Genomic DNA, 25,494 nt, shown 5'->3' on the forward strand with positions numbered 1-25,494 from the left:
ATAGGAGTTATATAGTTGTAGAACTAATGCACTCAGCTTGGCTTCACATCCTTACCTTGCCGTTTCGCGATTGACAACAACAAAGCAGGAAGGAGGATCAGGTTGGTACACATTGCTACCAGCAATGTAATAGAAACCATCACACCCATTGCAGCGGTACCCCCAAAACTTGACGCAGAAAATATAATAAACCCGCAAAACAGGATCACGGCGGTGTAAATCATACTCAAACCGGTTCCAAATATGGATTGGGTAACCGCACCGGAAGGCGAAAGGCCATTCTTATACAACTCTTCACGGTAGCGGGTAAGGAAGTACACTGTACCATCGGAAGCAATCCCGAACGTGATACTGAAAATCAGAATGGTGGTCGGTTTGAAATAAATCCCAAAATAGCCCATGATACCGGCCGTGAGTGCAAGCGGGATAAGGCACGGCAGTTTGGACAATAAAATGATTGGAATGGAGCGGAAAAGGACCATTCCTACAATGGCAATCAGGACGATAGCGATCAAAAGGCTTTCGTATAAATTGCTCAGCAAGTAATCATTACTTTTCAGGAAAACCAGGCTATGCCCTGTCAGGCTTACCTTGTATTTTGCAGGGCTGAAAATAGAGTCGACCTTAGGACGGATCTGTTGCATCAATTCTTTGATGCGTTCTGAACCTACATCAGCCATTTGAAAGCTGACACGGGTTACACTTTTGTCCTCATTCAGGAATGAATTGATTTGCTTGGCAGCGCCTTGCTTCCCCTGAACGTAATTGGTCAGTTTATTTAATTCCAATACACCGGGCAATGCATAATATTTGGCATCTCCGCCGCGATAGGCTTGATACAGGAAACGCGAGGCTTCAACGACCGAGACCGGTTTGGAGAACTCGGGAAACTTGGCCATTTCGTTCTGAAACGCCTTGATTTTATAGAGTGCTTCTGCCTGGTCGGCAAATATGCCGTTCGGCTGTTTGGTATTGATCATTACCTCGAAAGGCAATACGCCATGGAAGTTCTTTTCAAAAAAGCGAAGATCCGTGTATACCACATCCTTTTTCGGTAGGTCGTCCACCACATAGCCGATGGTCCTGATTTTTGTCATTCCAAAAGCGGAGACAATGATCATGATGACCATGGCAATGTAAATTTCAGTGCGTTTGTAGTGCACCAGATAATTTACCTTTCTGAGGAAGCCGGTTGCCCATTTTCCTTCAAGGTGTTTCAAATGCCGTGCTTTGGGCACGCTCATATAATGTAACGTGATCGGCAGCAAAATGAGACAAAGCACATAGGTTACCATCACGCTGATCGCCGCAACAACGCCAAATTCGACAAGCAAAATGCTATTGGTGAAGTAGAAAACGCCGAAACCAATGGCCGTGGTCATATTGGCCAGGAATGTAGACAAACCTATCCGGCGAATCATTTCCAGAAGCGCCTCGTCCTTGTTGCTATGCGAAAGCAGCTCCGACTGATACTTATTGATCAGGAAAACGCAGTTGGGAACGCCGATAACGATCAGCAGGGGAGGTAGCAGGCCGGTGAGGGCGGTAATCTTGTAGTTGAACAGATGAAGTATCCCTACCGAGAATATAACGCCGATCAAAACGACGACGATGGATAATAAAGTCAGCCTCAATGACCGGAAAAACGCCCAGAGGATGAGTAATGTCACGAAAACGGCCAGTCCCATGAAAAGCTCCATTTCACCGGATATCTTCTTCATGTTAACCGTCCTGATATAAGGCATTCCTGAATAATGGAGGTCGGTACTGTATTTGGTTGCAAACTGCTCGGCCATCGCTTCAATGTCGCCAACGATCGAAAGTCGGCGCTTGGAGTTGAGCTCTTTGTCATTAAAGGTGACCACGATCAGCGTAGCATTGGTTTTGCTATTCAGGATCAGGCCTTCGTATATTGGCAGATTGTGAATTTCTTTTTTGATGCTGTCCGCTTCCGCCTGGGTAGAAGGCACTTGCCGTATCACCGGTGCGAAGTCAAACTGGGTGAGGCTGTCGTTGCGTACGATTTTGTAAACATTCGCCAGGGAAAGCACATTCTTGATCCCTTCCGTTTCTCTTATTTGCTGCGAAAGTTTGCACCAGTCGCGGAACTTGTTTATTTCAAAAAGTTGCGGGTCCTGCCAGCCGATCACCATCACACTGCCATCTTCGCCAAACAGCTTCCTGAAATCCTGATATTCTTTTTCGACAGGGTCATTGGAAGGCAAAATTCTGGCAAAATTGTAGGAGAGTTCAATCTTACTCGCTTCGAAGGCCATAAAGACCGTTGATACTAACACTAATGCAACCCACAAAAGCCGGTAGCGGATAATGTAAGTCGCTATCTTATTCCACATATTAAGTTAATCAGGTTTCCTCAAAAAGTTGCAAATATACGCACGGAGAAGGGAAAATGGACTTCTATGTGAGATATATCAGAATGTAGCGGTGTATGCAAAAGGCGATCCAGCAGATAGAAGCCAAAAAATTTATATTCCCGCCATTCTTTCCAGGTGGTGATAATCAATGCCGAAGTAGGCTTTCGCATCCTTAATTTTTTTCAGGATAGCGGCCTGATCAGGTTTGTTGCGTCGGTCCTTAATACCAACGACCATTACGTTTTTAGGAGTATGTGCGTCTGAAATGAATTCAAAAACTTTGGTTTTATACCCAAAATATTCCAGTATCATGGCCCTGATCCCGTCGGTTACCATCTCTGCCTGCCTTTCCAGAAAGATGCCGTACTTGGTCAAAAAGCGGACATCATTCTCGGTTTTGTGTTTTTCAATCTCGCGACGGATCTGTTTGTGGCAACATGGTGCGACCACGATCAGGTCCGAACCTGCTGTTATTCCTTTGTAAATAGCATCGTCTGTGGCCGTGTCGCAGGCGTGTAATGCAATGAGCACGTTGGTTTCCGCGCTATCATATGCTTCAATGGTTCCTTCCGTGAAAGTGAGATCTTGAAAGCCAGTTTCCCCGGCAATGCGATTGCACAGTTCCACCAGATCAGGTCGAAATTCCACACCCGTAACGCTGGCATTCAATCCCAGGACGTTGTGCAGGTAATCATATAGCGCGAATGTCAGGTAGCCCTTTCCAGAACCCATATCGGCCACTTTTAGCTTTCCCTTGGTAGGTATCTCCTTAAAGAGGCTGCTCAGGATTTCAATGTAATGGTTGATCTGCTTGTACTTATCCTGAGCATTTTTAAAAACATTGCCTTGCTGGTCGGTAATGTTAAGTTGCTGCAGGTAAGGTTTATTCTGAGCGGAAATCAGCCGGTTTTTGGTTCTGTCGTGTTCCAATGAAGGCGCCTCGTTTGTTTCGGAGAACTTCTTTTTTAAAGTCTCTTTGCCATTTTTGAGAATTTCAAACTGCACTTCGAATGCACTCGTCTGTAAAGTGGCTACGTGAAAATCACTGCCAATCCATTTTTGAAGCAGGTCTTTTGTTTCGTCCGGGGAATAGTTCTTGACAATGTCGCGGGTCTTGTAGCGATAGGTAAAGCTGAACTTTTCTTCGTGCCGGATCAGTGTTTTTTTGATATAAATATTTTTGAGATTCTCCTCGCTACCCTTATAGTTGCCCAGCGAAAGCTTGATCAAAGTATTTTCCTGATGACTGGTCTCAAATGCTGTAATAAACTCTTGTATTTTCATCGTGTGATGACCTTTGGTATTTCAATTTCCACCCTCGTTCCGTTTGTTTCCTCATCGAGGATCTGAATTTTTCCTTTCAGGCTTTCGACCCTGTTTTTAACATTTTTTAGCCCCACACCCTGTCGAGAAGGTTCAATCATTCCGGTGCCGTTATCACTAACAACCAATGTTATGTTTTTAAGGTTTTCCGTCAGGTCAATAACTGCCCTGTTGGCACCTGAATGCTTGATAATATTGTTTGTCAGTTCCAGGACAATGCTGTAAAGCTCAAACTCGATTTTGTTGTTGAGACGGCTGCTGAGTCCTGACAGGTTAAAGACGAATTCGATGTTCTTGTTTTCATTCAGCTTGCCGATCAGTCGATGCAGCGCTGTTGTCAGGCCGTGTTCTTCCAGTTCCGCAGGCATCAGGTTATGAGAAAGGCTGCGTACCTCGCGGTAGGCAGATCCGACCATTTGATGGACGCTGTCATAAATTTTCTTTTCTTCCTCCGACAGTACCTTTTTGTCAATTCCGTAGAGATACCAGTTCAATGAGGCTAACGTACCACCCAGGTGATCGTGAAGCTCCGCTGCAACACGTTTTCTTTCAATGGTTTGTCCCTGGATCAATGCTTCCTGTATCTCGGCATTTTTCCTTCTTAGTTTTTTGTTATTAAACCATAAGAATGCGGCGAACGCAATGATCAGGCATGAGAAGCCGATCAGAAATCGCTGAATGGTCTTTTGTTCACTAATGATCTTTTGCTGGATTTCCGAGTCCATGACCTGATTGTCATACATGAGTTGGTACATGGTATATTGGCGCTTCACGTACTCATCGTGCAGCATGCGCCGATTGAAAACGACCTGCTCATTATATTTCAACGCTTCCAGCGGCATGTTCTTAGCCTTATATGCTCTCGAAAGTGTGATCAATGCCCAGTTGGTCTGTTGGCTGGAATGGAAAATTTTGGAGTATTCCAGCGCCTTCAAACCTGTTTCAATACTTTGATCATATTTTTGCTGATAGTAGTAGGTATTGCTCAGGTCATTGAGTGTATTTACCTCGCCATAGCGGTTATTTAGCTTTTGAAATAACGCAAGACTTTGCAGAAAGTACTTTTCGGCTTCCTTGTGATTATCAATCCGGACATTCATGTACCCCTTACTCTGAAGAATAGTAGCTTTTCCCCAGTCCGAATGGATTTTGTCAAATATCTGATATGCCTGATCATAATATTTGACGGCTTCGGTATACATACTTTTTTCACGGTATGAATTACCCATATTCTCCAGACAGATAGCGCGTGAGCTGTCCGCTTTTAATGCCGTAAAAATCTTGATAGCCTGATCGTAATTGATCTGTGCGGAATCCCACTGACGATATTCGGAGTAGCTCTCAGCCAGAAACCTTTTCGCGTGGGCTGTGTAGAGCGGAAAGTTCAGCTGTTTGGAGAGCGCCATTGTTTCGTTGGACAACTCGCGAAGAATGTCATAGCTGCCATCCAACAGATAATATGTGCTCAATATATTGTAGGCCAGCACTTTGCCTTTGCTCCATTGATGTTTTTGAGAGAGTCGCAGGACATGCTTGGAATAAAACATGGCTTTTTCTGCATCCTGGAACAAATAAGTTGCTGCCAGTTTGTGGTATTTTAATATCAGTACAGTGTCTTCTGCGAAATCGTCCTGAGGAATGAAATCCAGGACCCTGGATTCTTTTTCGAGAGCAGGTTTATTCTTATCGGGAGAGGAACACTGGCTTCCGGAGAGAAACGTAAATACTAGTGCTATTAAAAGCAGCCTGTAAAAATCGATCATATATTACTCAATACCATGCCGGCGTAGCTCCCAAGCGAACCGGAAAGAGTGGAAGGATTTCATGGTATACGTCGAGATTTAGGGTTTTGCATCTCAAAGATAAAGAATCCATTGTAAATCGTGTAGGATATTAAGGATAGAATTGAATTTTTTGAAGTACGAATTTTACAAAGGTTTACTCACAAATGGATTGTTTTTAATATAGTAACGGTAGGGGAGATCAACACCCACATTGATCCCGACCCTTTTGGAAATGGCCGTCTCAAAATCTGAAATTACTGGCTCGTTAATGTAAAGAGTGTGGCTGGTCAGCAAAACGTTGTTGTGCAAGGCGCGATCAATTCCCATTGCTTTGGTCAGCTTGCCCGGGCCACGGCAAAGCTCTTTCAAACTGACAGGTTTGGCGAGGCTAATGTCTTCTGTTTTTCGGGTAATAATGCTGCGACGAAGCTGCATTAGATCTGTTCCGCCAGTAGGTTGCAAAGCGCGAACCAGCACTGCTTCGCCGATTCCTTCGCTATTGCTGACAACATTAAAGCATTGGTACATTCCGTATATGAGGTATACGTAGCTTGTCCCCGCAAGTCCGTACATCGGTTCGGTCCGCGTTGTCCTTTTGTTAAAAGCGTGGCAGGCGGGGTCGTCTTGCAGGTAGGCCTCCGTTTCAACAATAATTCCGCTGGTGATGCCATCGGGACTGTCGTGAACGAGCTCGCACCCGAGCAGCTTTCGGGCCAGGGTGCGAGTATCATAAGATTGAAAGAAAGAAAGTGGAAGCTTGTTGCCGGACATCCGGTTAAATGATATTCATGGTTTGTTCCTTGATCTTTTCCAGCTCATCTTTCATCTGAACCACCAAATGTTGGATCGATACATCATTGGCCTTGGAACCGATCGTATTGATCTCTCTTCCAATTTCCTGGGCAATGAAGTTCAGTTTTTTACCATTGCTTTCCGGAGCCTTCATAGTTTCCAGAAAGTAGTTGAGGTGGTTGGCCAAACGGATCTTCTCTTCGGAAATATCAAATTTTTCGACGTAGTAAATCAATTCCTGTTCAAACCGGTTTGGGTCGAAATTATCATCGGACAAAAGTTCACGTACCTGTTTTTCAAGCCGCTCCCGCACCGACGGAATTCTCAGTTTATCCTGCTCCGAAACGCTATCCAGTAGGTTCTGAATGATTTTAATGTAGTCTGAGAACTTGTCAGAGGTCATTTTGCCTTCTTGCTCCCTGAAAACAGAACATTTTCGGATTGCTTCCAGCACTGCCACCTTAATTTGGGTCCAGTCATTTTCTTTGCCCGAATCGTCTACCGTTTCGTTGTTGTATGCATTCGGCATTTGCAATGCAATACGGAATAGTTCGGTTGCGTCGGGGGTGAAGCCCAGGTCACTTGCCGTGGCCGAAAGATCGGTATAGTAAGCATTGACCAATGTTCTGTTCACCGAAGTAGAGGCGATTGTCTTTCCAACAGGCTGTACAGTAAGGGTAAATTCTACCTTACCACGTTCGAGGGACTGTGTGATGAGATTGCGTATTTCAATTTCTCTTTCCGAAAAATTGCGTGGAATGCGGCAATAAATGTCCAGGAACTTGGAATTCAGTGTCTTGATTTCAACGGTGACGTTGATAGAATCGGATTCGATGTTGGATACACCGTATCCGGTCATTGACTTTAACATGAGGATGTTTGTTATTAATTAAATCGCTGCTTTCCGCCGGATTTTGCCGGGTGCTGACTTTCAGACTGTTGCGGTTTCGATATTAGCTTATTTTTCTCAGCATCGCTATTGAAAATACGGAACCTGGAAACGTCACAGGCCAGGTAAATAGCTTGGAGCAGTGAGCCCGGTTCCGCCAGGTTTTTTCCCGCAATATTGTAAGCAGTCCCATGATCCGGCGAGGTGCGGACAGCGGACAGGCCTGCCGTAAAATTGACGCCTTCATTGAAAGCGAGCGTTTTGAAAGGAATAAGGCCCTGGTCGTGGTACATGGCCAGTACCGCGTCGTATTGACGATAGGTACCTGCTGCAAAAAAGCCATCGGCCGGAAATGGACCTACTACCAGATTTCCTTTTTCTTTAAAGGATTTGATCACGGGCTGAATAATTTCGATTTCTTCATTGCCCAGTAACCCATTTTCTCCTGCGTGAGGATTGAGTCCCAAAACTGCCAGTCTTGGCTTTTTAATGCCGAAATCTCCTTTCAATGATTGCAGGATCTGCTCAATTTTGGCAGTTAATTTTTCTGCGGTGATCTGTGACCTCACATTTTCCAGCGGAATGTGGCCCGTCAGAACGCCAACGCGCAAATCTCCTGCCACCATGAACATCAGCGCCTCGTCTTTGCCAAATGCCTGTGCCAAAAACTCGGTATGTCCCGGAAATTTGAATTCTTCACTTTGAATGTTATCCTTATTGATCGGGCCGGTAACCAGTGCCTGTATTTTGCCTTCTTTCAGATCTTCTACGGCTCTTTTTAAAGAAGCCAGAGAGCCCTGGCCAGCCTCGGGGGTAATTTTGCCCGGCTGCACTTCGGTCTGGTGGTCATGCCAGCAGGTAATGACATTGGTCAGCTTTTGATTGGCCTGCTCCGGTTTTTGAATACCATGCAGTGTCCAGTCCTTCATTTCGAAAATATTGCGGTATTGATTCAGTACCCTTAATGATCCATAAATGATTGGTGTGCATAATTTTGCTAACTGGTTTCCCTCTAATGCTTTAAGTATTACTTCGGGCCCGATGCCGTTATAATCTCCGATTGTGATGCCTATGACGGGTTTATCGCTGTGTTGGTCGCTCATGTAGTAAAATGCTATTGAATCTGTTCTTCTGAGTAATTCTATATTACTTTTGCCAAACGGTTAGGCCGGCAAGTTACAAAAAATCCTGTGCTCCTATGAAAATCCTGATAGCAGACTCTATGCATTCCTCTCTTTTCAATATGTTGGAGGAAAAAGGCTGGGAATATGCGTATCATCCTCAATATCGTCGTGAAGATATCAAAGTGGCTCTGCCTGAATACGATGGCCTCATGATCCGAAGCAAAACTTATCTCGATCGGGAGATGCTGGAAAATGCGGGCAAGCTCAGATTTATAGCCCGGGCTGGCGCAGGCCTGGACCTGATTGACCTGTCGGTTGCGAAAGAGCGTCAGATCGAGGTTTTTCATGCAGGAACCGGCAACCGGGACGCAGTTGCAGAGCATGCGTTGGGTATGTTGCTCGCTCTATTTAACAATATACTGAAAGCCGACCGGGAGGTTCGGAACGGCATCTGGGACCGGGAAGGAAATCGCGGCGTGGAACTCATGAACAAAACAGTGGGTATCATTGGCTACGGAAATAACGGAACCGCGACGGCGAAAAGACTGACCGGTTTTGGTTGCCGCGTGCTTGCGTATGACAAATACCGTGATCATTACGGTGATGAGTTTGCTGAGGAATCCTCAGTGGAGCAAATCATGGCCGAGGCCGATATTTTGAGCCTTCATATTCCATTGACGGAAATCAGCCGGTATTGGATCGATGAAAACTTTATAGAGCAGTTTTCGAAACCATTCTATCTGGTCAATCTATCCAGGGGCGAAATTGTCAAGCTGGGAGCTGTTGTGAATGGATTACAATCGGGGAAAATACTGGGCGCTTGTCTGGACGTTCTCGAAAATGAGAAGATAGCAAAGCTTACACCTTCACAGCAGGCTTCTTTCGATTATCTGCGTTCGTCGGACAATGTAGTACTAACGCCTCATATCGGGGGCTGGACGCACGAAAGCTACGTCCGTATCAATGAAGTCCTGGTGAAGCAAATTGCAAACTGGCTATAAACAAATATGCCGACCAAAGGTCGGCACGTTTGCATCTATTAGCCATGAAAAATAAAATACTTATTTGCCAAGTGTACCTCTCAGTGCACGTGGGATCTCGACTGAAGCGATCGGGTTGCTTGCGGCTGTCAATATAACAAAATTTTCAGCTTTTAATGCACCAACCTTCACAGATTTTCCTAAATCAAGTTCAGTCACGTCAACATTTACGTAGTCGGGGATATTATCCGCCAAACCTTGTACGCGCAATTTACGCAATTTTTGATTCATTTTACCACCTTTCATTACTCCAGCTGAAGTACCGGTCAATTTTACTGGCACGTCAACTTTAATTTCTTTACCATCAACGATTTGAAGAAAATCCGCGTGGATCAAAGAATCGTTGACCGGGTGAAATTGTTTTTCTTGAAGGACGGCGTTATATAATGTACCTTCGATATTAAGCGTAACGTTAAAAATATCCGGTGTAAAAAGCAACTCGCGGAACAACATAGCCGGTGCGTAAAAATGTACTTGCTCGGTTCCACCATACAGCACAGACGGAACATAACCCTGAGAACGTAATTCTTGGGACTCCGTCTTGCCGAGATTCGCTCTTTTAAACCCTACAATCTCATGCTTTTTCATAAGAATATTATTAAGAAAGTTAAAAAAATAAAAATTTACTGATGATTTATAAATAATGAACTAATAGATTCATGATCTCTGATCCGGCCTATTGCTTTTGCGAAGATCTCGGCAACTGACAATACGCGGATTTTTTCATTCTGTTGCTTTAAAGGAATGGTATCAGTGATAATTAATTCCTCAAGAACAGAATTTGCAATATTTTCGTGCGCCTTACCCGACATAATAGCATGGGTACTGATCGCCCTTACTGAACTTGCGCCTTTACCAAGGATCAGTTCAGCTGCTTTGCAAAGTGTACCACCCGTATCAATTAAGTCATCCACAAGTACTACATCCATTCCTTCCACATCTCCGATCACCTGCATGCTGGCAATTTCATTGGCTCTTTTTCTGTGTTTATCACAGAGGATCATATCCACATTCAGAAACTTAGCAAAATTTCGTGCCCGTGCCGCGCCGCCCATATCAGGAGAAGCGATCAGCAGGTTTTTCAGGTTCAGTGACTTGATGTAGGGAACAAAAATAGACGTTCCTTCCAGGTGATCCACAGGTAAATCAAAAAAGCCCTGTATCTGTCCGGCGTGCAGATCAATCGTCATCAAACGATCCACACCAACCGATGTAAGCAGGTTGGCAACTACTTTGGCAGCAATAGCAACCCTTGGTTTGTCTTTTCTGTCCTGTCTTGCGTATCCGAAATAAGGTATTACCACGGTTACGTAATGGGCAGAAGCACGACGGGCGGCATCAACCATTAAAAGTAATTCCAGTAAGTTATCTGCCGGGGGAAATGTGGACTGGATTAAAAAAACGTCACATCCTCTAATTGATTCTTCAAAGCTTGGGGATAATTCTCCGTCACTAAATTTCCTCAATGTATACCCACCCAGCTCTTTACCATAATACCTGGCAATGTCTTTGGCCAAATATTCGGACTGACTTCCCGAAAATATTTTTACTGTATTGAATGAACCCATGGCCAAACTAAAATTTGCGCAAAATTAAATAAAATCAGTCAATTAAGATAATATCTTTTCAAAAAAGAATAATAAAGTTGCACACAGAGCCATCCGACCAGCATTCCGATTAATGCGCCGATGAAAATATCGGCCGGATAATGGACCCCAACGTACACTCTGCTATAGGAATACAGAGCCGCCCAGAAGAATATTAAGCTTATATACGGTACTCTGGTCCTGAAAAAACTGAACCAGGTAATAGCAACTGCAAAACTGGTCGAGGCATGTGATGAGGCAAAGCCATAAAGTCCGCCACATCCGGTAACTGTGTGCACCAATCCCTGTAACTCCGGATCATGACACGGCCGGAACCTGATAAAATAAGGCTTCATCAAACCGGATGTGATCTTGTCTGCAATGATGACGGCGATGAGCACGGTCAGGATCTCGGTAAATCCCTTTTTTCTGTCCGCACGGAGCGATATAGCCATGAGTAGCAGGTACATAGGGATCCAGGTATACTTGTAAGTGATCCAGTACATAATCGTGTCCAGCCAGGGCGTGTGCATGCCATTGAGCCATAAAAACAGCTCCTGGTCGGAATGGATCAACGTATGGACGGTCTCGGTCATGAGCTGAAACCTAGCACTTTACGCACTTTACTAATGGTATCCTGCGCAATTTCGCGGGCCTTAGCTTCTCCGGTAACCAGAATGGATTCCAGCTCTTCGTTATTTTCCATATAGTAGTTGAAAATACGACGCGGCTCAGCGAATTGCTCCATAAAGCATTCTAATAACGCCTGTTTCGCATGACCGTAACCGTAGCCCCCATTCAGGTATTTCTGACGCATGGTTTCCACGTCAGTTTCCGACGCTACGAGGCTATATAGTTTAAATGTAATATCAGTTTCAGGATCTTTGGGTTCTTCAAGCGGCGTCGAGTCTGAGACGATTTTCTTTGTAATTTTTTTTAACTCGTTTTCCGGCAGGAAAATATCAATGTAGTTGTGATAAGACTTGCTCATTTTAAGGCCATCCAAGCCCGGAATGGTCATGATGCGTTCGTCTATCTGGGGCTCTGGCAAAACCAGAATTTCCTCTCCGGCCAGTATATTGAAGCGGCTTGCAATGTCCTTGGTCATTTCCAGATGCTGTTTCTGGTCTTTTCCAACCGGGATAATGTTGGCATTATAAAGCAGGATATCGGCAGCTTGCAAAACAGGATACGTGAATAGTCCGGCATTTACATCAGATAACTTCTCCGCCTTTTCTTTAAAAGAAGTGGCGTTAGCAAGCATCGGAAACGGCGTGAAGCAGTTCAGGTACCAGGCCAGCTCGGTATGCTCCTGCACTCTGGATTGCCGCCAAAAGACATTTTTGTTGAAATCAAAGCCAAATGCAAGCCAGGTTGCGGCTATTGCCTTTACATATCCTTCCCGTTCCGGCCCGTTTTTGAGGGTAGTAAGGGAATGAAGGTCTGCAATGAAGAAAAATGATTCGTTTTGTGGATTTTTTGAAAGTTCAATCGCGGGTTTGATCGCTCCGAGGATGTTACCCAAATGAGGTCTCCCGCTACTTTGAATGCCTGTAAGGATTCTGGCCATTTATATATGCTAATTGTTACTTAAAGCTTGTTTTCTAAAAAGGTTTACGTCGATTATCCCAAAAAAAGAGCAAAACAATAGAATCTTCTTTTATTTCATAAAATAATGAGCATTGCTTGGCTACAAAACCCTTTCTCACACCGGGGTCGGAAGCGGACGCCTCATACATGCGCGGAAAGCCGGATATTTGCTTTAGAACTTTATTGACAGTCCTGATAAATTTTCTAATTTCTTTTTCTGACCACTTTTTTTCCAGCTGCTCAATTATTTTGGCGAAACTTTCCTCTGCCTCTGTGGTCCAGCGCACGGGAAGGTTCATAGATACTTCTCATATTTTTGCATTACTTCGTCGTGAGATTTGGTTTCGCCCGCCAAAGACTGTTTCTGCCCGCGATTAATCCCATCCCTGACATGTTCTGGCAATGTCTCCCAGAAATCCACGTCTTTCAGTTTCAACTTTTCCTGGATCTCTTCCCAGTCCTTAATCGGAATCACTACGGCGGTCTTTTTACCTTTTTCGTTGGACAGAAACTGGACGTTCATAACTTTCAGCCGGTTACATTTTTAAAGAAGCTTCTCTTTACTCTAATTGCCAAAATTCGTTAAATTGAAGCACAAAACGTAGTAAATTTGAATTTTATAGCATCACAGGAATAAGATGGAATCCAAAACACTTCACTTTCTCAGCCTATTAGCCGAAAATAATAACAGGGACTGGTTTCAAGAAAATAGAAAACTTTATGATGCCGCCAAAGCCGATATGGAAAAACTGGTTGGCTATCTGATCACTGAGGTAGGCAAGTTTCAGGACCTCGGAAATTTACAGGTTAAAGAATGCTTGCTGCGTATTAACAGGGATATCCGCTTCTCTAAAAACAAAGCTCCTTACAAGAATAACCTAGCAGCAGGGATAGGTCCGGGCGGTAAAAGCTCTGGCAAAATTGATTATTATTTACAAATTCAACCAGGGGATCTGTCGTTTTTGGGAGGAGGTATGTGGGACACCACATCCGAACAGCTGGCCCGGTTTCGCCAGGAGATAGACTACAATGCGGATGAGCTGAAACACATCATTGAAGGCAAGGAATTTAAGGAGTTGTTCCCGGAAATTCACGGCGATATTTTAAAAACAACGCCGAAGGGTTATCCAAAGGATCACCCCGAAATTGAGCTGCTAAAAAGAAAACAACTTTTTTTCGTCCATCGGTACACAGATAAGGAAGTGGCCTCCAAGGACTTCGGAGATATGGTCGTAAATGCTATCTCGCTGCTTAAACCTTTTACCGATTATATGAATTATGTATTGTATGAACAGCCTGCCGAGCAATAAATAGCGCTTTTCAAAGTCTGCCATTTCAAATCACAACATCGATCACATGCAATTTTCTCACTTACACTGCCACACGCAATTTTCACTTCTCGACGGTGCGGCGGATATTAAAAAACTATTCAAAAAAGCCAAAGAGGACAATATGCCAGCGGTGGCCATCACCGATCATGGCAATATGTTCGGGGTATTTGAATTTGTGGCTGAGGGAAATAAGCAAGGGATCAAGCCCATCGTAGGTTGCGAGTTTTATGTGGTCGAGGACAGGCATATCCGCCAGTTTACCAAAGACAAAAAGGATGTACGTTTTCACCAATTATTGCTTGCCAAAGATGAGATAGGTTACAAAAACCTGGTTAAAATGTGTTCGCTGGGTTTTATTGAGGGAATGTACGGCAAGTACCCCCGGATAGATAAAGAGCTGATTGTGAAGTACCACAAAGGGCTGATAGCGACAACTTGCTGCATTGGTGCGGTTATTCCCAAGACTATTTTAAGACAAGGCGAAGAGGCGGCTGAGAAGGAATTCAAATGGTGGCTCGATTTGTTCGGTGACGATTTTTACGTAGAGTTACAGCGTCACGAAATTCGGGATCAATATATTGTGAATGAAGTTCTTGTGAAGTTTGCAAGAAAATATAATGTCAAGATCATTGCTTCCAACGACTCGCATTACGTGGACCAGGAAGACTGGAATGCACACGATATTTTGCTGTGTATCAACACGGGCGATAAGCAAAGTACCCCGTCCGCGAAGGATTTTGATGATGATAAAGGTATTCCGAAAGGCTCCCGGTTTGCATTTTTCAATGATCAGTTTTATTTCAAGAAAACCAGCGAAATGCTATCGCTTTTCAATGATCTTCCTGAGTCACTGGATAACACGAATGAGATTGTTGACAAAATAAAAACACTGGATTTAAGGAAGGACATTCTATTGCCCAACTTCCCGATACCCGACGAATTCAAGACACATACATTGTCTGAAATGGTGGGGAAAAAGGAATTGACCGCCGACGTTCTGAATCAATGGGAATACCTGAGGCACATTACGTTTGAAGGAGCAAAATTCAAGTACGGCACGATTACTGCTGAGATTGAGGATCGTTTGAACTTTGAATTGAATACAATCAGGAACATGGGTTTCCCCGGTTACTTCCTGATCGTGGCTGACTTTATTGATGCAGGGCGTAAAATGGGGGTATTTATTGGTCCAGGCCGTGGTTCTGCAGCTGGATCAGTGGTGGCTTACTGTACCGGTATTACCAACATTGACCCGATCAAGTACGATCTGCTTTTTGAGCGTTTCCTGAATCCTGACCGGATCTCACTACCCGATATTGATACGGACTTTGATGATGAAGGTCGGCAAAAAGTAATCGATTATGTGGTTAAAAAATATGGCTACAATCAGGTTGCGCAGATCGTAACATATGGTACCATGGCCGCCAAATCGGCGATTAAGGACGTTGCCAGGGTAATGGACCTGCCGCTGATTGAGGCCAATGCATTAGCGAAGCTCGTACCGGACAAGCCCACTTACAATATGACCCTCAACCGGATCTTCACAGCACCGCTGGAAGGAGAAGGGAGTTTGATGAAAAAGGAGGGAATAGCGCCTGAAGAGCTTGATAATGTTAAGAAAATGCGGGCTATTGCGCTCGGTAACGATTTGCAAGCTAGTGTGTTACAGGAAGCAAGGCGATTGGAAGGTACTGTGAGGAATACGGGTATACATGCGGCGGGGATTATCATTGCCCCCAGCGACTTAACTGAAATTATTCCGGTGAGTACCTCCAAAGACTCGGACTTTCTGATCACCCAGTATCAGGGAAAGATCATTGAAGATGCGGGGGTAATCAAGATGGACTTTTTGGGCCTTCGAAACCTGACCATTATCAAGGAGGCTTTGCGGCTCATCAAGCAGAACCACAATGTCGACATTGTGATTGACGACATTCCGCTGGACGATCCGAAAGTTTTTGAATTGTTCCAGAGAGGTGAAACGAATGCGATCTTCCAGTTTGAATCTGACGGGATGAAAAAGCACATGCGCGACCTCATTCCCGACCGTTTTGAGCATTTGATTGCCATGAACGCCTTGTATCGTCCCGGTCCGATCGCATACATACCAAACTTTATCCGTCGTAAAAATGGTCATGAGGAAATTACCTATGACTTGCCCGAATTGGAAGAGTACCTCGCTGATACTTATGGGATTACAGTTTACCAGGAGCAGGTAATGCTTTTGTCCCAGAAACTGGGCGGTTTTACGAAAGGCCAGGCCGATACCCTGCGGAAAGCGATGGGTAAGAAGCAGATTGAAACCCTGAACAAGATGAAGGGGGACTTCATGAAAGGCGGTGCCGAAAAAGGTTTGGATGCCAAAAAACTTGAAAAGATCTGGACCGACTGGGAAGCATTTGCATCTTACGCGTTTAACAAGTCACACTCAACGTGCTATGCGTTTGTGGCATATCAAACCGCCTATCTCAAATCGCACTATCCGGGTGAGTATATGGCGGCGGTATTGACGAGCTCACTGGGTAACATTGAAAAGATCACATTCTTCATGGAGGAATGTAAAAACCTTGGAATTACGGTTCTGGGGCCCGATATCAATGAATCGGACCGTCAGTTTAACGTAAATAAGAAAGGGGAGATCCGTTTCGGACTGGCCGGGGTGAAAGGAAGTGGTGATGCTGCCGTGGAATCGATTATTGAAGAAAGAAACGCCAACGGACCATTCAAGGATGTGTTTGATTTTATCATCAGGGTCAATTTGCGGACGGTTAACAAGAAGACCTTGGAAAGCTTGGCCTATGCAGGCGGCTTCGACTGTTTTCAGGAGTATCACCGGGCACAATATTTCACAGCTGAGCAGGGCGAAAACGGAACATTTATTGAAAAAATAATCCGTTATGCTAACAATTATCACGCTGAAAAAGCATCTAACCAGTCCTCACTTTTCGGCGCTTTTGGTGGAAATGATATATTAATGACCAAACCCAAGGCCGCGGACATTATTCCCTGGGATGATCTTACCAAATTGCGTTACGAACAGGAGGTGGTAGGCTTTTACATTTCCGGTCACCCGCTCGATACATTCCGGGTCGAGCTAGACAATTTCTGCAACGGTACATTGGATAAGGTCATGGAAATTGCCGAAGGAGAGCGAAACCCGAAATTTTTTGGTAAGGAAATTAGTGTGGGTGGAATTGTGACAAGTGCGCAGGAAAGAATGTCCCGGAATGGAAGTCTTTTTATGATTTTTAAGCTGGAAGATTACCGCGGTTCAATGGAGATGTTGCTGGGTGGCGAAGATTATATCCGTTTTAAAAATTACCTGCAAGTCGGCCAGTTTTTATATATCAAAGGCAAGGTGCAAAACCGGTGGAAACAGGAAGACCAATTTGAATTTAAAATATCCCAGATTCAGCTGCTGACGGAAATCAGGGAGAAAATGTGCAGGAAGATCAAGATCAGTCTTACATTGGACCAAATCGATGCGCAATTCATTCACTTACTGAACGATACATTTGGCAATCATCCCGGATCATGCGCTGTAAATATGACGGTTATTGACCCGGAAACACGATTAGAAGTCGAAATGTTGTCACGTGGTTACAGGGTTGCACCATCTAATGAACTCTTCAAAGTGTTGAGTGGTTTTCATGGTGTAAAGTTCTTTTTAAACTAGTTTTTTAAATAAATCAGCAAGGAACTTTTAGATACTAATAAGCATTATTACATCAGATTTATAAAAAAACATAGACACTTTTTGGACATGGGAAAAGCAATTGAAATTACCGATAGCACCTTTGAAGAACTTATCCAGGGCGATAAACCAGTACTTGTAGATTTTTGGGCAGAGTGGTGTGGCCCTTGTAAAATGATCGGACCGGTAGTGGAACAGTTGGCTGGCGAGTACGACGGAAAAGCAGTTATTGGTAAAATGGACGTGGATATGAACTCATCGGTACCTGCTAAATTTGGTATCCGCAGTATCCCAACATTGATGATTTTTAAAGGAGGACAATTAGTTGATAAAGTTGTTGGTGTTGTACCAAAAACAACTTTGGAAGATAAATTAAATGCCCAAATCGAAGCGACTGTTTAAGGTCTGATCGATTATAAAATTTGAAAAAGGCTCCAATTCGGAGCCTTTTTTGTTTTCGATCTATTTGCTACTCGTTAATCTCAATCGTAAAAGCTGCTTCGAAGGTTTTACCGGCATCCAGTTTCAAAATCCCTTCTTTTGTTTCAAAATTCTGGTCGGAGTCGGCACTGTCTGCGATGCCTAGCCAGGGTTCAATGCATACAAAATGACCACCAGGTTTGGCCCAGATCCCTAAATAGGGAAAATCTTCATAATGTAATGTGATCACCTGGCCAGATTTTGTGCTGCGAAGGCTTACTTGTCTGGATATTAAATGCTTGAATATCAATGCATCTTTGTCAAATAAATGGGAGTTCAAGTGCAGGACATTGGTATTTTCTAGAACCGGTTTCGTTTGATTCCCTACCAATCCGTCTTTTTCCAGAAGCCAGGTTGCATCAGTTTCAACTGCTTCAAATTCAAGGTAATAGTCGTCATAGACTTCATCGTCGTGCAGCGGACATTTGAACGCCGGATGACCTCCGAGCGAGAACAACATTTCCCCGGAACCATGATTTGTAATGTGATGACTGACCACTACTTTGCTATCCACCAATTTATAGGTAATCCGAAACTCGAATTCGAACGGGTAAATAGCCAATGTTTCGTCACTGCTTTTTAAGGCAAATGTCAGACTATCAGTAGTTTGCTCAGCTAAGGTAACATTCGCATTATTGCGGATAAACCCATGGCGCGGAACTGCGTATTGCTGACCATTGTATTTGACAAAACCATTTTTAATGGCTCCAATGACCGGAAAAAGCACTGGTGCATAACTCGACCATACATTAGGATCGGCATTCCACATGAAGTCTTTGCCGGTTACAGTCGACTGAATCTGACAAAGTTCAGCGCCAGTCTGTTTTACGGTAATTTTAAGATGGTGGTTCTCGATGGAGTATTGCATAAGGATAGGATAGATATTCTTTCTGTTGCGTATTTAGGAATTCAAAACGTTCAAAATAACGGCGCAGGCTTCGCGGATCTGTTCTTCGGTAATGGTGAGCGGAGGAGCGATCCGCATTGCATTGTCACAAAATAGGAACCAGTCTGTCACTACTCCTTTTTCAATGCATTTGTCGATGGTATCCTTCAATTTCTCGAATGACTCCATTTCAGCTGCCAACATCAAGCCTTTTCCGCGCACTTCTTTAATGTCCGGATGTACCAGTAGCGCCTTGAATAACTCGCCTTTTGCATTGGCTTCTGCGGCCAAATTTTCCTCCAATGTAACCTGCAAAGCTGCCAGAGAAGATGCACAACTTACTGGATGGCCGCCAAATGTCGTGATATGGCCCAGGATCGGGTTGGTTTTCAAAGCGCCCATGATTTTTTGAGATGCCATGAAAGCACCTATCGGCATACCGCCGCCCATACCCTTGGCACTCAGTAAAATATCAGGATAGATACCAAATTGTTCAAAGGCCCAGAAACTGCCTGTGCGGCCGAAGCCAGTTTGGATCTCATCCAAAACAAGCAACGCACCCACTTCCGTACATTTTTTCCGAAGAGCAGAAAAATAGGCGATGGAAGGTACACGAACGCCCGATTCTCCGCCAATGATTTCAATGACAATAGCGGCAGTATTTTTCGTAATTTTCTCTATATCAGGTAAATGTCCGTGCCGTATTTGAGTAATGCCAGGCAACAGAGGTCGGAAATTCCGTTTGAAAAACTCCGCACCGGCCAAGCTTAATGCCCCTTGCGTCGCGCCGTGATACGCATTAATGCAGGAGACAAATTCAGACCGGCCCGTATAGCGTTTGGCAAGCTTCATAGCTCCTTCTACCGCTTCGGTTCCTGAATTGGTAAAGTAAACATTGTCGATCAAACCAAAAGGAGAGGGGTTTGCGGATTCCAGGTTCAATGTGTCTGTCAATGCCCTCGCAAGCCTGACCTGCGTCCCCTGCACATACTCCCCGTATACGAGCAAATGCATGTGCTTATCCAGCTGCTCATGAACTGCCGCGAGAACTTTGGGATGTCTGTGGCCAACATTACTCACGGCGATTCCCGATATCAAATCCATGTAAGATTTGCCTTCCGCGCTGTACATATATACACCTTCTGCACGCTCAATTTCGAGCGCGAGCGGATAGTCGGAAGTTTGTGCTAAATGATCAAAAAAGTGCTGACGGTGGGAAATGTACATTCTAAATGTTTAATTCTTTTTAAAAGTATAATACTTATTTACATTCAATATTTGTATTATACTCAATCTTTTACTCAAAAAAACTGGCGCTGCCGCCGACCCAGGTAAAGTCCTTGTTGTAACGTACTCCAATCATTTCTCCCCGGCTCAATCGACTCAGACTGATCAGCAGTTCAGGTTTTGGGGCGTCGTCATTCCAACCGTACATCATGCGGATCTCACATTTGACCAGTCCGTCGGGTGCTTGAATGACTGGCTCGTACTTGACTTTTTTTTGAAGAATATAGTTCTCAGGATCATTCAATGCGACAAGATCTGCCTCCGTAATATGCAGCTGCACGCCAGAGCCGGCGAAGGAGAACAGCGGTTTCAAGACATAATTTTCAAGGTCTGCCGGAAACTGACCATTGTAATCGCTGACGAATTGTGTCTCAGGTATAAAACGGTTTTTCAAAAATGGCATTGAAAATTTACTGATCCTGAAAAACCAGTTAGGATGTCCTACCCACGTCACATCTACCTCATCCGTGAAATGATAGCTGGTTTCCAGGTCGGGGTAATTCAGTAAATCATCAAAAATGAGACGGTTATAAATACGTTTTACCTGAATTTTGCGACCGTCTTTCTCATAGTAAAGCTTTTTGCCTTCCAGGATCAGTTTGGTATAGCATACCGCCTTGACGCCCAACATTTGCTCAGTAACCGCAAAGTCAATCCTGGTCTTCTGTTTTTCCGGGAAAATTTCAAGAAGGATTACCTGCTCAGGATTCTCACCGGCCAGGATTAATGATTTGAGCTTTGCTATGTAACCTTCATATTGATCGGGGCCAAAGGCATATTGAAAGTAGTCGGCTATGGTGAAAAATTTCCTGAACGATTCAGACAGAAATGCCTGGTAACCGAAAATGGATGGAAAGCCTTGTAATTCAATGAGCTGCGGTACCAATTCGCCATTATCATCTTTGCAAATGGCATAGTCGATCGCCAGAAATGAAGTATGTACATTCTCGCCTGGCACCGATTGCCCGGTAGGAACTGCCCGGTCGGTTTTTGCTTTGAAATCCGGTGAAAGCAATGTTGCTATAATCTCTTCGGAGGCCTGATTGATCTTCTCTTTCAGTTCTCTCGGCACGAACACCGGAGTTTCCGCGACCCGAAAATCCAGCTGTCCGGGAAATGCTTCTTCAATGGATTTTACAAAATCCGCGTATTTGCTTTCGGTGAAAGAACCGTTAAATGCTTCACGGGCTTCCTTATGCATAGGCCGGTGCGAAAGTTTTGTTCAATGCGTTTTTCAGGAACATCGGGATTACGACTGACTCCGTCATGAGTATTTTATCAGGATCGTTCAGGTGCTCGATCATGTCGTTGTATTTGGCTTCTCCGTGAGCCGAAATGATGGCTGTTTTTTTGTCTTCTCTTAAAAAGTATCGCAGCATTCCTTCCGCATCCGCCTCGGGATGGAATTGGGTGCCCACGATTTCATTCGCAAAACGAATGGCCATCACTGCTCTTTCAAGCGGGACGTGCGGACGGATTTTTTCAAGGCAAAGTAATTTAGCGCCCATATTTTCGAGCATAAACTGGTTGGGCTGGGTAACCTGAAAATCCCTTGAATCCACGATCCAGAATGGGTCGGTGAGTGCATTCAATAATGGGTCTTTTCTTCCCAAAGAGGTTTTATGCACAGGGAATGTACCAAATGACGTCTTTCTTCTTTTGCTCACACCAGCCAGTTGCCAGTGAATGCAGGCCATTTGAAAAGAATGGCATATCAGGAACAAATGCTTTTTGGTACGGTTCTGACGTTTGGCATTGAATTGAAGAAGCTGATCCAAAAAGCCGAAAAACTTCTTTTCCCACGTCTCGCCGACAGGGGAGGGGTTACCGGGGCCGCCACTTGAAATGTAAGCGTCAAATTCCATCCCCGGAACTTCGAGTTTTTGCCTCACATCAAAAATCGTGTATTCAACGGGCACACCTTCGGTCGCTCCGAAAGCGGTAATAATTTTCTTAATACAACGCATCCCTTCGTTGTCGTGCCCGTTGTACATGTCCAGAATGGCGATCCGGAAATGTCTGTTGTGATTGGTCATCTTGGTAGTACTGAGCGTTTTTGCGATCAGCTTTATCTTTTATAAATTTTTTTAAGAATTGGGTAAAAGTTAAAACAACGTTTATGACTATTAGTTCGGTTTCGACAAAAAACCTGTGTTATTTTCTGCTTAATCCAAACCTATCCTGGTTTCGGCCACAATGTAGTCGACCACTGCATTCATACTGCCAGTTTCCTCGAATACAGCCAGTTGTCTGTCGGCGCCGGTGCCCATTTCCATGATTTGATGAATGTAGTCAATTTCTTTTCTGCTGCCCAGCTCATCCACCACATCGTCTATAAATTCAAGCAATTCCGCTACCAGGATTTTGTACTCGACTTCTTCCTGTTTGCCAAAATCAATGAGCTTTCCGTGAATTCCATAGCGCGCCGCACGCCATTTGTTTTCGTTGATCAGCATCCGGTGATAGGGACGGAAACTGAGGTTCATGCGGTGTAGTTTATGGATTTTAGCTACCAGGGCCTGCATAATCGCCGCCAGGCAAATCGTTTCGTCCGTACGCATAGGTACATCGCACATCCTGAACTCAATGGTGTTGAAAAAAGGATGCACGCGAATGTCCCACCAGATTTTTTTGCCATTGTCAATGCATTTGGTCTTGATCAGCAGATTGACGTATTCATCATATTCCGACGCGCTGGAAAAGAAATCGGGGATACCGGTCCTTGGGAATTTATCAAAAACCTTTGACCTGTATGATTTAAAACCAGTGTTACGCCCGCACCAGAAAGGAGAATTGGTCGAAAGCGCGTAAATGTGGGGCAGAAAGTACCGTACCGCGTTCATAATCTGGATTCCTTCATTGCGCGTCTCGATACCAACATGCACGTGCAGCCCAAAAATAAGGTTACCGCGCGCGACGTCCCGCATTTCGTCGATGATCTCATCATACCTCGGATCCGGTGTGATCAGCTGCTCCACCCAGTCGGCGAAAGGATGGGTACCTGCCGCTGCAACCTGCAAGTTCTGCTTTTCGGCCAGATCCAGGATCATTTTCCTCAGATAAGTAACCTCTTCACGCGCCTCCTGAATGTTGTGGCAAATGTTGGTACCCACTTCTACCACAGCCTGATGCATTTCAGCCTTAACGCGCTCTTTTAATGTTATTTTTCCATCCTCCACAAGCTTGGACATGTGCGACCGCAAATTGCGGGTAACCGGATCTATGGTTTGAAACTCTTCTTCAATTCCCAGTGTGAAAGTGGCCATATCGGAACCTGTGGTGATACAAATGTTATGATTTCTTGATCTTGGAGTTTTTGGCAGGAGCTTTGGTAACTGCTGCTTTTTTGGTTGGAATCTTGGGCTCTGGCTCAGCCACTGGCTCCGGCGCTTTCGCAGTAGCAGCTTTTGTGGCTTTTTTAGGAGTAACTGCTTTTACTTTAACCTCTTTGGCAGTGTCTACCGGTGGGGTAGCTACTGGTTCTGGTTCCACAGCCACTGGTTGGGCGACCGCAGGTACAGGAGCAACGGCTGGAATACTCACAGCATCATTGATAAATGACCCCCAGGTAAGGTTAGTCTGGCCGGGAATCTGCTTTTTAGCACGCTCGATGGCCATATTGGCTGCGGCTTCCACTACCCATTCAAAATTATCGGGGCCAACGGAATAGATATCTGCGTCGGGCGCTGGATTGCAGAAATCGATTGCGATGGGTATGCCGTCGCGTACGGCGAATTCGACCGTATTGAAATCGTAGCCTAGGGCTACATTCAGTTTCAATGTGTAATCTCTGATTGTTTCAAGCAGTTTTTCGCGGGCTTCTCCCGTCGTTTTCATTTCAGTAGCATACCGCAAATGGTGCGGGTTACGCGGCTCGTAAGGCATGATGAGCACATCTTTTTGGCCGATACAGTAACAACGGAAGTAATCTTCGAACTCGATTTCCTCCTGCAACATCATCACCAGCTGCCCCGTTTCCTCATGTTTGTGCCACATATCCTGCGGGTTAACCACTTTGTAAACGCTTTTCCAGCCACCGCCATCATGCGGTTTCATATAGGCAGGGAAACCGACGTACTGAAATATCTCTTCCCAGGCCATTGGAAAAGCCAGGTTACGGAACGAAGTTTCGGAAGTATTCTCTGGACGCTGTTTTGAAGGCAACAAAACGGTTTTAGGGACCGGTACCCCGATTTTTTCCGCTAATGCATTGTTGAAAAACTTTTCATCGGCGCTCCACCAAAACGGGTTGTTGATCACCGCTGTACCGGATATAGCTGCATTCTTGAGAAAAGCCCTGTAAAATGGTACGTCCTGTGAAATCCGGTCGATAATGACCGCGTACTCGGTCGGTCCGGCCTGAATTACTTTGTCAATAGTTACTGCCTCTGCTATGATCCCGCTTTCTCCTTTGCTGTTGACTCTTTCAATAAATGCGTTTGGAAAAGTGTTTTCCATTCCGAACAAAATTCCAATTTTTTTCATAGTCTGGTTTCTGTTTTGTTTTTACTTAATTCTTAGAGGATTCTTGACAGGTAATCGGGGAACATTTTATTCCAAAGTGGCCAGTCATGTTTTTCCCAGCCGCGGATATCAAGCCAGTGGTCGATTCCGTTGGCACTCAAAATGCCGGACATTTTAATGTTGCTATCTAGGCAAATGTCCCACTCGGAGGTGCCCAGTACGATTTTCATGTGCCCGTAACGCCAGCCCTGTTCATTAGGCATGAAATCGATAGGGTTATTGAAATAGACGGTATCATCATAAAAGCCGTCGGTAAAGCTCCGGATATCGAAAGCGCCGCTCATGCTCACAAGATACGCCACCTGGTCGGGGTGTTTGAATGCGAAATTAGCAGCATGAAAACCGCCGAAGCTGCAACCCGCAACCCCGATCTTGCCGACATTACATTCATTCCTTATATAAGGTACCAGCTCATTGTTCAAAAATTTGTCATACTGTACGTGGTTCAAAACCCGGTACTGAGGGTTGAGATGCTTGGCATACCACGATTCTGAATCAATGGAATCGACACAATAGATTTTGTATTTTCCTGAGTCGACCAATGCTCTCACAGACTCGATCAGACCCATGTCTTTGGCCTGGTAATAGCGTCCGAGCGTTGTTGGAAAAAGTAGAATTGGATAACCCCAGCTGCCGTAGACAAGCATGTCAACATCCCTATCGAGATGATGAGAGTAGTATTTAATATGCTTCTCTTCCAAATGGCGGGCGTTTAATATTTGACAAATGAAATATACAAAACAAATCATAGGAAGCAAATTAATAACTTGCAGGTTTCAATTCCGTTAT

General features: G+C 44.6%; 23 protein-coding genes. 4 read left to right on the forward strand and 19 right to left on the reverse strand.

Going from position 1 to position 25,494, the window contains the following annotated elements:
* Positions 1-32 precede the first annotated feature (32 nt).
* The 6 genes from ON006_RS07945 to pdxA all read right to left on the reverse strand — a co-directional run bounded on the left by ON006_RS07945 (position 33) and on the right by pdxA (position 8,266).
* Entirely contained in the window at positions 33-2,354 is a 2,322-nt protein-coding gene (locus ON006_RS07945; protein WP_244819012.1) for an efflux RND transporter permease subunit, read from the reverse strand.
* Positions 2,355-2,486: 132 nt separating this feature from the next.
* Positions 2,487-3,659 carry a class I SAM-dependent methyltransferase gene (locus tag ON006_RS07950; RefSeq protein ID WP_244819011.1) on the reverse strand — a complete coding sequence of 391 codons (1,173 nt, stop codon included), beginning with the start codon at positions 3,657-3,659 and terminating at the stop codon, positions 2,487-2,489.
* Positions 3,656-5,461, reverse strand: coding sequence for an ATP-binding protein (locus ON006_RS07955; RefSeq protein ID WP_244819010.1), 1,806 nt, complete (start codon positions 5,459-5,461; stop codon positions 3,656-3,658). Before ON006_RS07955 ends, ON006_RS07950 begins: the two co-directional genes overlap by 4 nt.
* A 165-nt stretch (positions 5,462-5,626) precedes the next feature.
* Positions 5,627-6,253, reverse strand: a complete 627-nt coding sequence (locus ON006_RS07960; RefSeq protein ID WP_244819009.1) for a DNA-3-methyladenine glycosylase — start codon at positions 6,251-6,253, stop codon at positions 5,627-5,629.
* Between the two features lie 4 nt (positions 6,254-6,257).
* Positions 6,258-7,145: a YicC/YloC family endoribonuclease gene (locus tag ON006_RS07965; RefSeq protein WP_244819008.1), complete on the reverse strand. Its 888-nt coding sequence runs from the start codon at positions 7,143-7,145 to the stop codon at positions 6,258-6,260.
* Positions 7,146-7,159: 14 nt separating this feature from the next.
* Entirely contained in the window at positions 7,160-8,266 is a 1,107-nt protein-coding gene (gene pdxA / locus ON006_RS07970; RefSeq protein WP_244819007.1) for a 4-hydroxythreonine-4-phosphate dehydrogenase PdxA, read from the reverse strand.
* 95 nt (positions 8,267-8,361) lie between these two features.
* On the opposite strand from pdxA, the gene ON006_RS07975 reads away from it, so the two are divergent.
* Positions 8,362-9,288, forward strand: coding sequence for a 2-hydroxyacid dehydrogenase (locus ON006_RS07975; RefSeq protein WP_244819006.1), 927 nt, complete (start codon positions 8,362-8,364; stop codon positions 9,286-9,288).
* A gap of 60 nt (positions 9,289-9,348) precedes the next feature.
* Here the strand turns inward: ON006_RS07975 and ON006_RS07980 are convergent, their stop codons facing one another.
* From ON006_RS07980 to ON006_RS08000, 6 genes are read right to left on the reverse strand one after another with little or no spacing between them, the layout of a single operon-like run.
* Complete coding sequence (locus ON006_RS07980) at positions 9,349-9,915, reverse strand: 50S ribosomal protein L25/general stress protein Ctc (protein WP_244819005.1); 567 nt, start codon at positions 9,913-9,915, stop codon at positions 9,349-9,351.
* A 35-nt stretch (positions 9,916-9,950) separates the two neighbouring features.
* Positions 9,951-10,895 carry a ribose-phosphate pyrophosphokinase gene (locus ON006_RS07985; RefSeq protein WP_244819004.1) on the reverse strand — a complete coding sequence of 315 codons (945 nt, stop codon included), beginning with the start codon at positions 10,893-10,895 and terminating at the stop codon, positions 9,951-9,953.
* Between the two features lie 38 nt (positions 10,896-10,933).
* Entirely contained in the window at positions 10,934-11,509 is a 576-nt protein-coding gene (locus tag ON006_RS07990) for a phosphatase PAP2 family protein (RefSeq protein WP_244819003.1), read from the reverse strand.
* Positions 11,506-12,483, reverse strand: coding sequence for a tryptophan--tRNA ligase (gene trpS / locus ON006_RS07995; RefSeq protein ID WP_244819002.1), 978 nt, complete (start codon positions 12,481-12,483; stop codon positions 11,506-11,508). Before trpS ends, ON006_RS07990 begins: the two co-directional genes overlap by 4 nt.
* Before the next feature lie 34 nt (positions 12,484-12,517).
* Complete coding sequence (locus ON006_RS32315) at positions 12,518-12,802, reverse strand: type II toxin-antitoxin system RelE/ParE family toxin (protein WP_374760187.1); 285 nt, start codon at positions 12,800-12,802, stop codon at positions 12,518-12,520.
* Entirely contained in the window at positions 12,799-13,026 is a 228-nt protein-coding gene (locus ON006_RS08000; protein WP_244819001.1) for a type II toxin-antitoxin system Phd/YefM family antitoxin, read from the reverse strand. Before ON006_RS08000 ends, ON006_RS32315 begins: the two co-directional genes overlap by 4 nt.
* Before the next feature lie 115 nt (positions 13,027-13,141).
* Between ON006_RS08000 and ON006_RS08005 the strand changes: the two genes are divergently transcribed.
* The 3 genes from ON006_RS08005 (at position 13,142) to trxA (ending at position 17,930) form a co-directional block, all read left to right on the forward strand.
* Entirely contained in the window at positions 13,142-13,813 is a 672-nt protein-coding gene (locus tag ON006_RS08005) for a DUF2461 domain-containing protein (protein ID WP_244819000.1), read from the forward strand.
* 46 nt (positions 13,814-13,859) lie between these two features.
* Entirely contained in the window at positions 13,860-17,510 is a 3,651-nt protein-coding gene (dnaE, locus tag ON006_RS08010) for a DNA polymerase III subunit alpha (RefSeq protein ID WP_244818999.1), read from the forward strand.
* Positions 17,511-17,597: 87 nt separating this feature from the next.
* Positions 17,598-17,930 carry a thioredoxin gene (gene trxA, locus ON006_RS08015; RefSeq protein WP_244818998.1) on the forward strand — a complete coding sequence of 111 codons (333 nt, stop codon included), beginning with the start codon at positions 17,598-17,600 and terminating at the stop codon, positions 17,928-17,930.
* A gap of 67 nt (positions 17,931-17,997) precedes the next feature.
* Here trxA and ON006_RS08020 read toward each other — a convergent pair whose 3' ends face one another.
* The 7 genes from ON006_RS08020 to ON006_RS08050 all read right to left on the reverse strand — a co-directional run bounded on the left by ON006_RS08020 (position 17,998) and on the right by ON006_RS08050 (position 25,406).
* Positions 17,998-18,876: an aldose 1-epimerase family protein gene (locus tag ON006_RS08020; protein WP_244818997.1), complete on the reverse strand. Its 879-nt coding sequence runs from the start codon at positions 18,874-18,876 to the stop codon at positions 17,998-18,000.
* A 33-nt stretch (positions 18,877-18,909) separates the two neighbouring features.
* The gene (locus ON006_RS08025) at positions 18,910-20,121 is read right to left on the reverse strand and encodes an aspartate aminotransferase family protein (RefSeq protein ID WP_244818996.1); all 1,212 of its coding nucleotides are present in this window, start codon (positions 20,119-20,121) and stop codon (positions 18,910-18,912) included.
* Positions 20,122-20,191: 70 nt separating this feature from the next.
* Positions 20,192-21,382 (reverse strand): hypothetical protein, encoded by a 1,191-nt coding sequence (locus tag ON006_RS08030; RefSeq protein WP_244818995.1) that lies wholly within the window; start codon positions 21,380-21,382, stop codon positions 20,192-20,194.
* Positions 21,375-22,217: a type 1 glutamine amidotransferase gene (locus ON006_RS08035; protein ID WP_244818994.1), complete on the reverse strand. Its 843-nt coding sequence runs from the start codon at positions 22,215-22,217 to the stop codon at positions 21,375-21,377. Before ON006_RS08035 ends, ON006_RS08030 begins: the two co-directional genes overlap by 8 nt.
* Before the next feature lie 129 nt (positions 22,218-22,346).
* The gene (locus tag ON006_RS08040; RefSeq protein ID WP_244818993.1) at positions 22,347-23,447 is read right to left on the reverse strand and encodes a carboxylate-amine ligase; all 1,101 of its coding nucleotides are present in this window, start codon (positions 23,445-23,447) and stop codon (positions 22,347-22,349) included.
* Between the two features lie 25 nt (positions 23,448-23,472).
* On the reverse strand, positions 23,473-24,666 hold the full coding sequence (locus tag ON006_RS08045) for an ATP-grasp domain-containing protein (RefSeq protein ID WP_244818992.1): 1,194 nt from the start codon (positions 24,664-24,666) through the stop codon (positions 23,473-23,475).
* 32 nt (positions 24,667-24,698) lie between these two features.
* Entirely contained in the window at positions 24,699-25,406 is a 708-nt protein-coding gene (locus ON006_RS08050; protein WP_244818991.1) for an esterase family protein, read from the reverse strand.
* Positions 25,407-25,494: the final 88 nt, after the last annotated feature.

Origin of the sequence: Dyadobacter pollutisoli, assembly GCF_026625565.1 — a bacterium.
Lineage (GTDB): Bacteria > Bacteroidota > Bacteroidia > Cytophagales > Spirosomataceae > Dyadobacter > Dyadobacter pollutisoli.

Bases quoted from the DNA above. Each gene is read 5' to 3' on its own strand.
- ON006_RS07945 (WP_244819012.1), bottom strand. From the start codon at position 2,354: ATGTGGAATAAGATAGCGACTTACATTATCCGCTACCGGCTTTTGTGG.
- ON006_RS07950 (WP_244819011.1), bottom strand. From the start codon at position 3,659: ATGAAAATACAAGAGTTTATTACAGCATTTGAGACCAGTCATCAGGAA.
- ON006_RS07955 (WP_244819010.1), bottom strand. From the start codon at position 5,461: ATGATCGATTTTTACAGGCTGCTTTTAATAGCACTAGTATTTACGTTT.
- ON006_RS07960 (WP_244819009.1), bottom strand. From the start codon at position 6,253: ATGTCCGGCAACAAGCTTCCACTTTCTTTCTTTCAATCTTATGATACT.
- ON006_RS07965 (WP_244819008.1), bottom strand. From the start codon at position 7,145: ATGTTAAAGTCAATGACCGGATACGGTGTATCCAACATCGAATCCGAT.
- pdxA (WP_244819007.1), bottom strand. From the start codon at position 8,266: ATGAGCGACCAACACAGCGATAAACCCGTCATAGGCATCACAATCGGA.
- ON006_RS07975 (WP_244819006.1), top strand. From the start codon at position 8,362: ATGAAAATCCTGATAGCAGACTCTATGCATTCCTCTCTTTTCAATATG.
- ON006_RS07980 (WP_244819005.1), bottom strand. From the start codon at position 9,915: ATGAAAAAGCATGAGATTGTAGGGTTTAAAAGAGCGAATCTCGGCAAG.
- ON006_RS07985 (WP_244819004.1), bottom strand. From the start codon at position 10,895: ATGGGTTCATTCAATACAGTAAAAATATTTTCGGGAAGTCAGTCCGAA.
- ON006_RS07990 (WP_244819003.1), bottom strand. From the start codon at position 11,509: ATGACCGAGACCGTCCATACGTTGATCCATTCCGACCAGGAGCTGTTT.
- trpS (WP_244819002.1), bottom strand. From the start codon at position 12,483: ATGGCCAGAATCCTTACAGGCATTCAAAGTAGCGGGAGACCTCATTTG.
- ON006_RS32315 (WP_374760187.1), bottom strand. From the start codon at position 12,802: ATGAACCTTCCCGTGCGCTGGACCACAGAGGCAGAGGAAAGTTTCGCC.
- ON006_RS08000 (WP_244819001.1), bottom strand. From the start codon at position 13,026: ATGAACGTCCAGTTTCTGTCCAACGAAAAAGGTAAAAAGACCGCCGTA.
- ON006_RS08005 (WP_244819000.1), top strand. From the start codon at position 13,142: ATGGAATCCAAAACACTTCACTTTCTCAGCCTATTAGCCGAAAATAAT.
- dnaE (WP_244818999.1), top strand. From the start codon at position 13,860: ATGCAATTTTCTCACTTACACTGCCACACGCAATTTTCACTTCTCGAC.
- trxA (WP_244818998.1), top strand. From the start codon at position 17,598: ATGGGAAAAGCAATTGAAATTACCGATAGCACCTTTGAAGAACTTATC.
- ON006_RS08020 (WP_244818997.1), bottom strand. From the start codon at position 18,876: ATGCAATACTCCATCGAGAACCACCATCTTAAAATTACCGTAAAACAG.
- ON006_RS08025 (WP_244818996.1), bottom strand. From the start codon at position 20,121: ATGTACATTTCCCACCGTCAGCACTTTTTTGATCATTTAGCACAAACT.
- ON006_RS08030 (WP_244818995.1), bottom strand. From the start codon at position 21,382: ATGCATAAGGAAGCCCGTGAAGCATTTAACGGTTCTTTCACCGAAAGC.
- ON006_RS08035 (WP_244818994.1), bottom strand. From the start codon at position 22,217: ATGACCAATCACAACAGACATTTCCGGATCGCCATTCTGGACATGTAC.
- ON006_RS08040 (WP_244818993.1), bottom strand. From the start codon at position 23,447: ATGGCCACTTTCACACTGGGAATTGAAGAAGAGTTTCAAACCATAGAT.
- ON006_RS08045 (WP_244818992.1), bottom strand. From the start codon at position 24,666: ATGAAAAAAATTGGAATTTTGTTCGGAATGGAAAACACTTTTCCAAAC.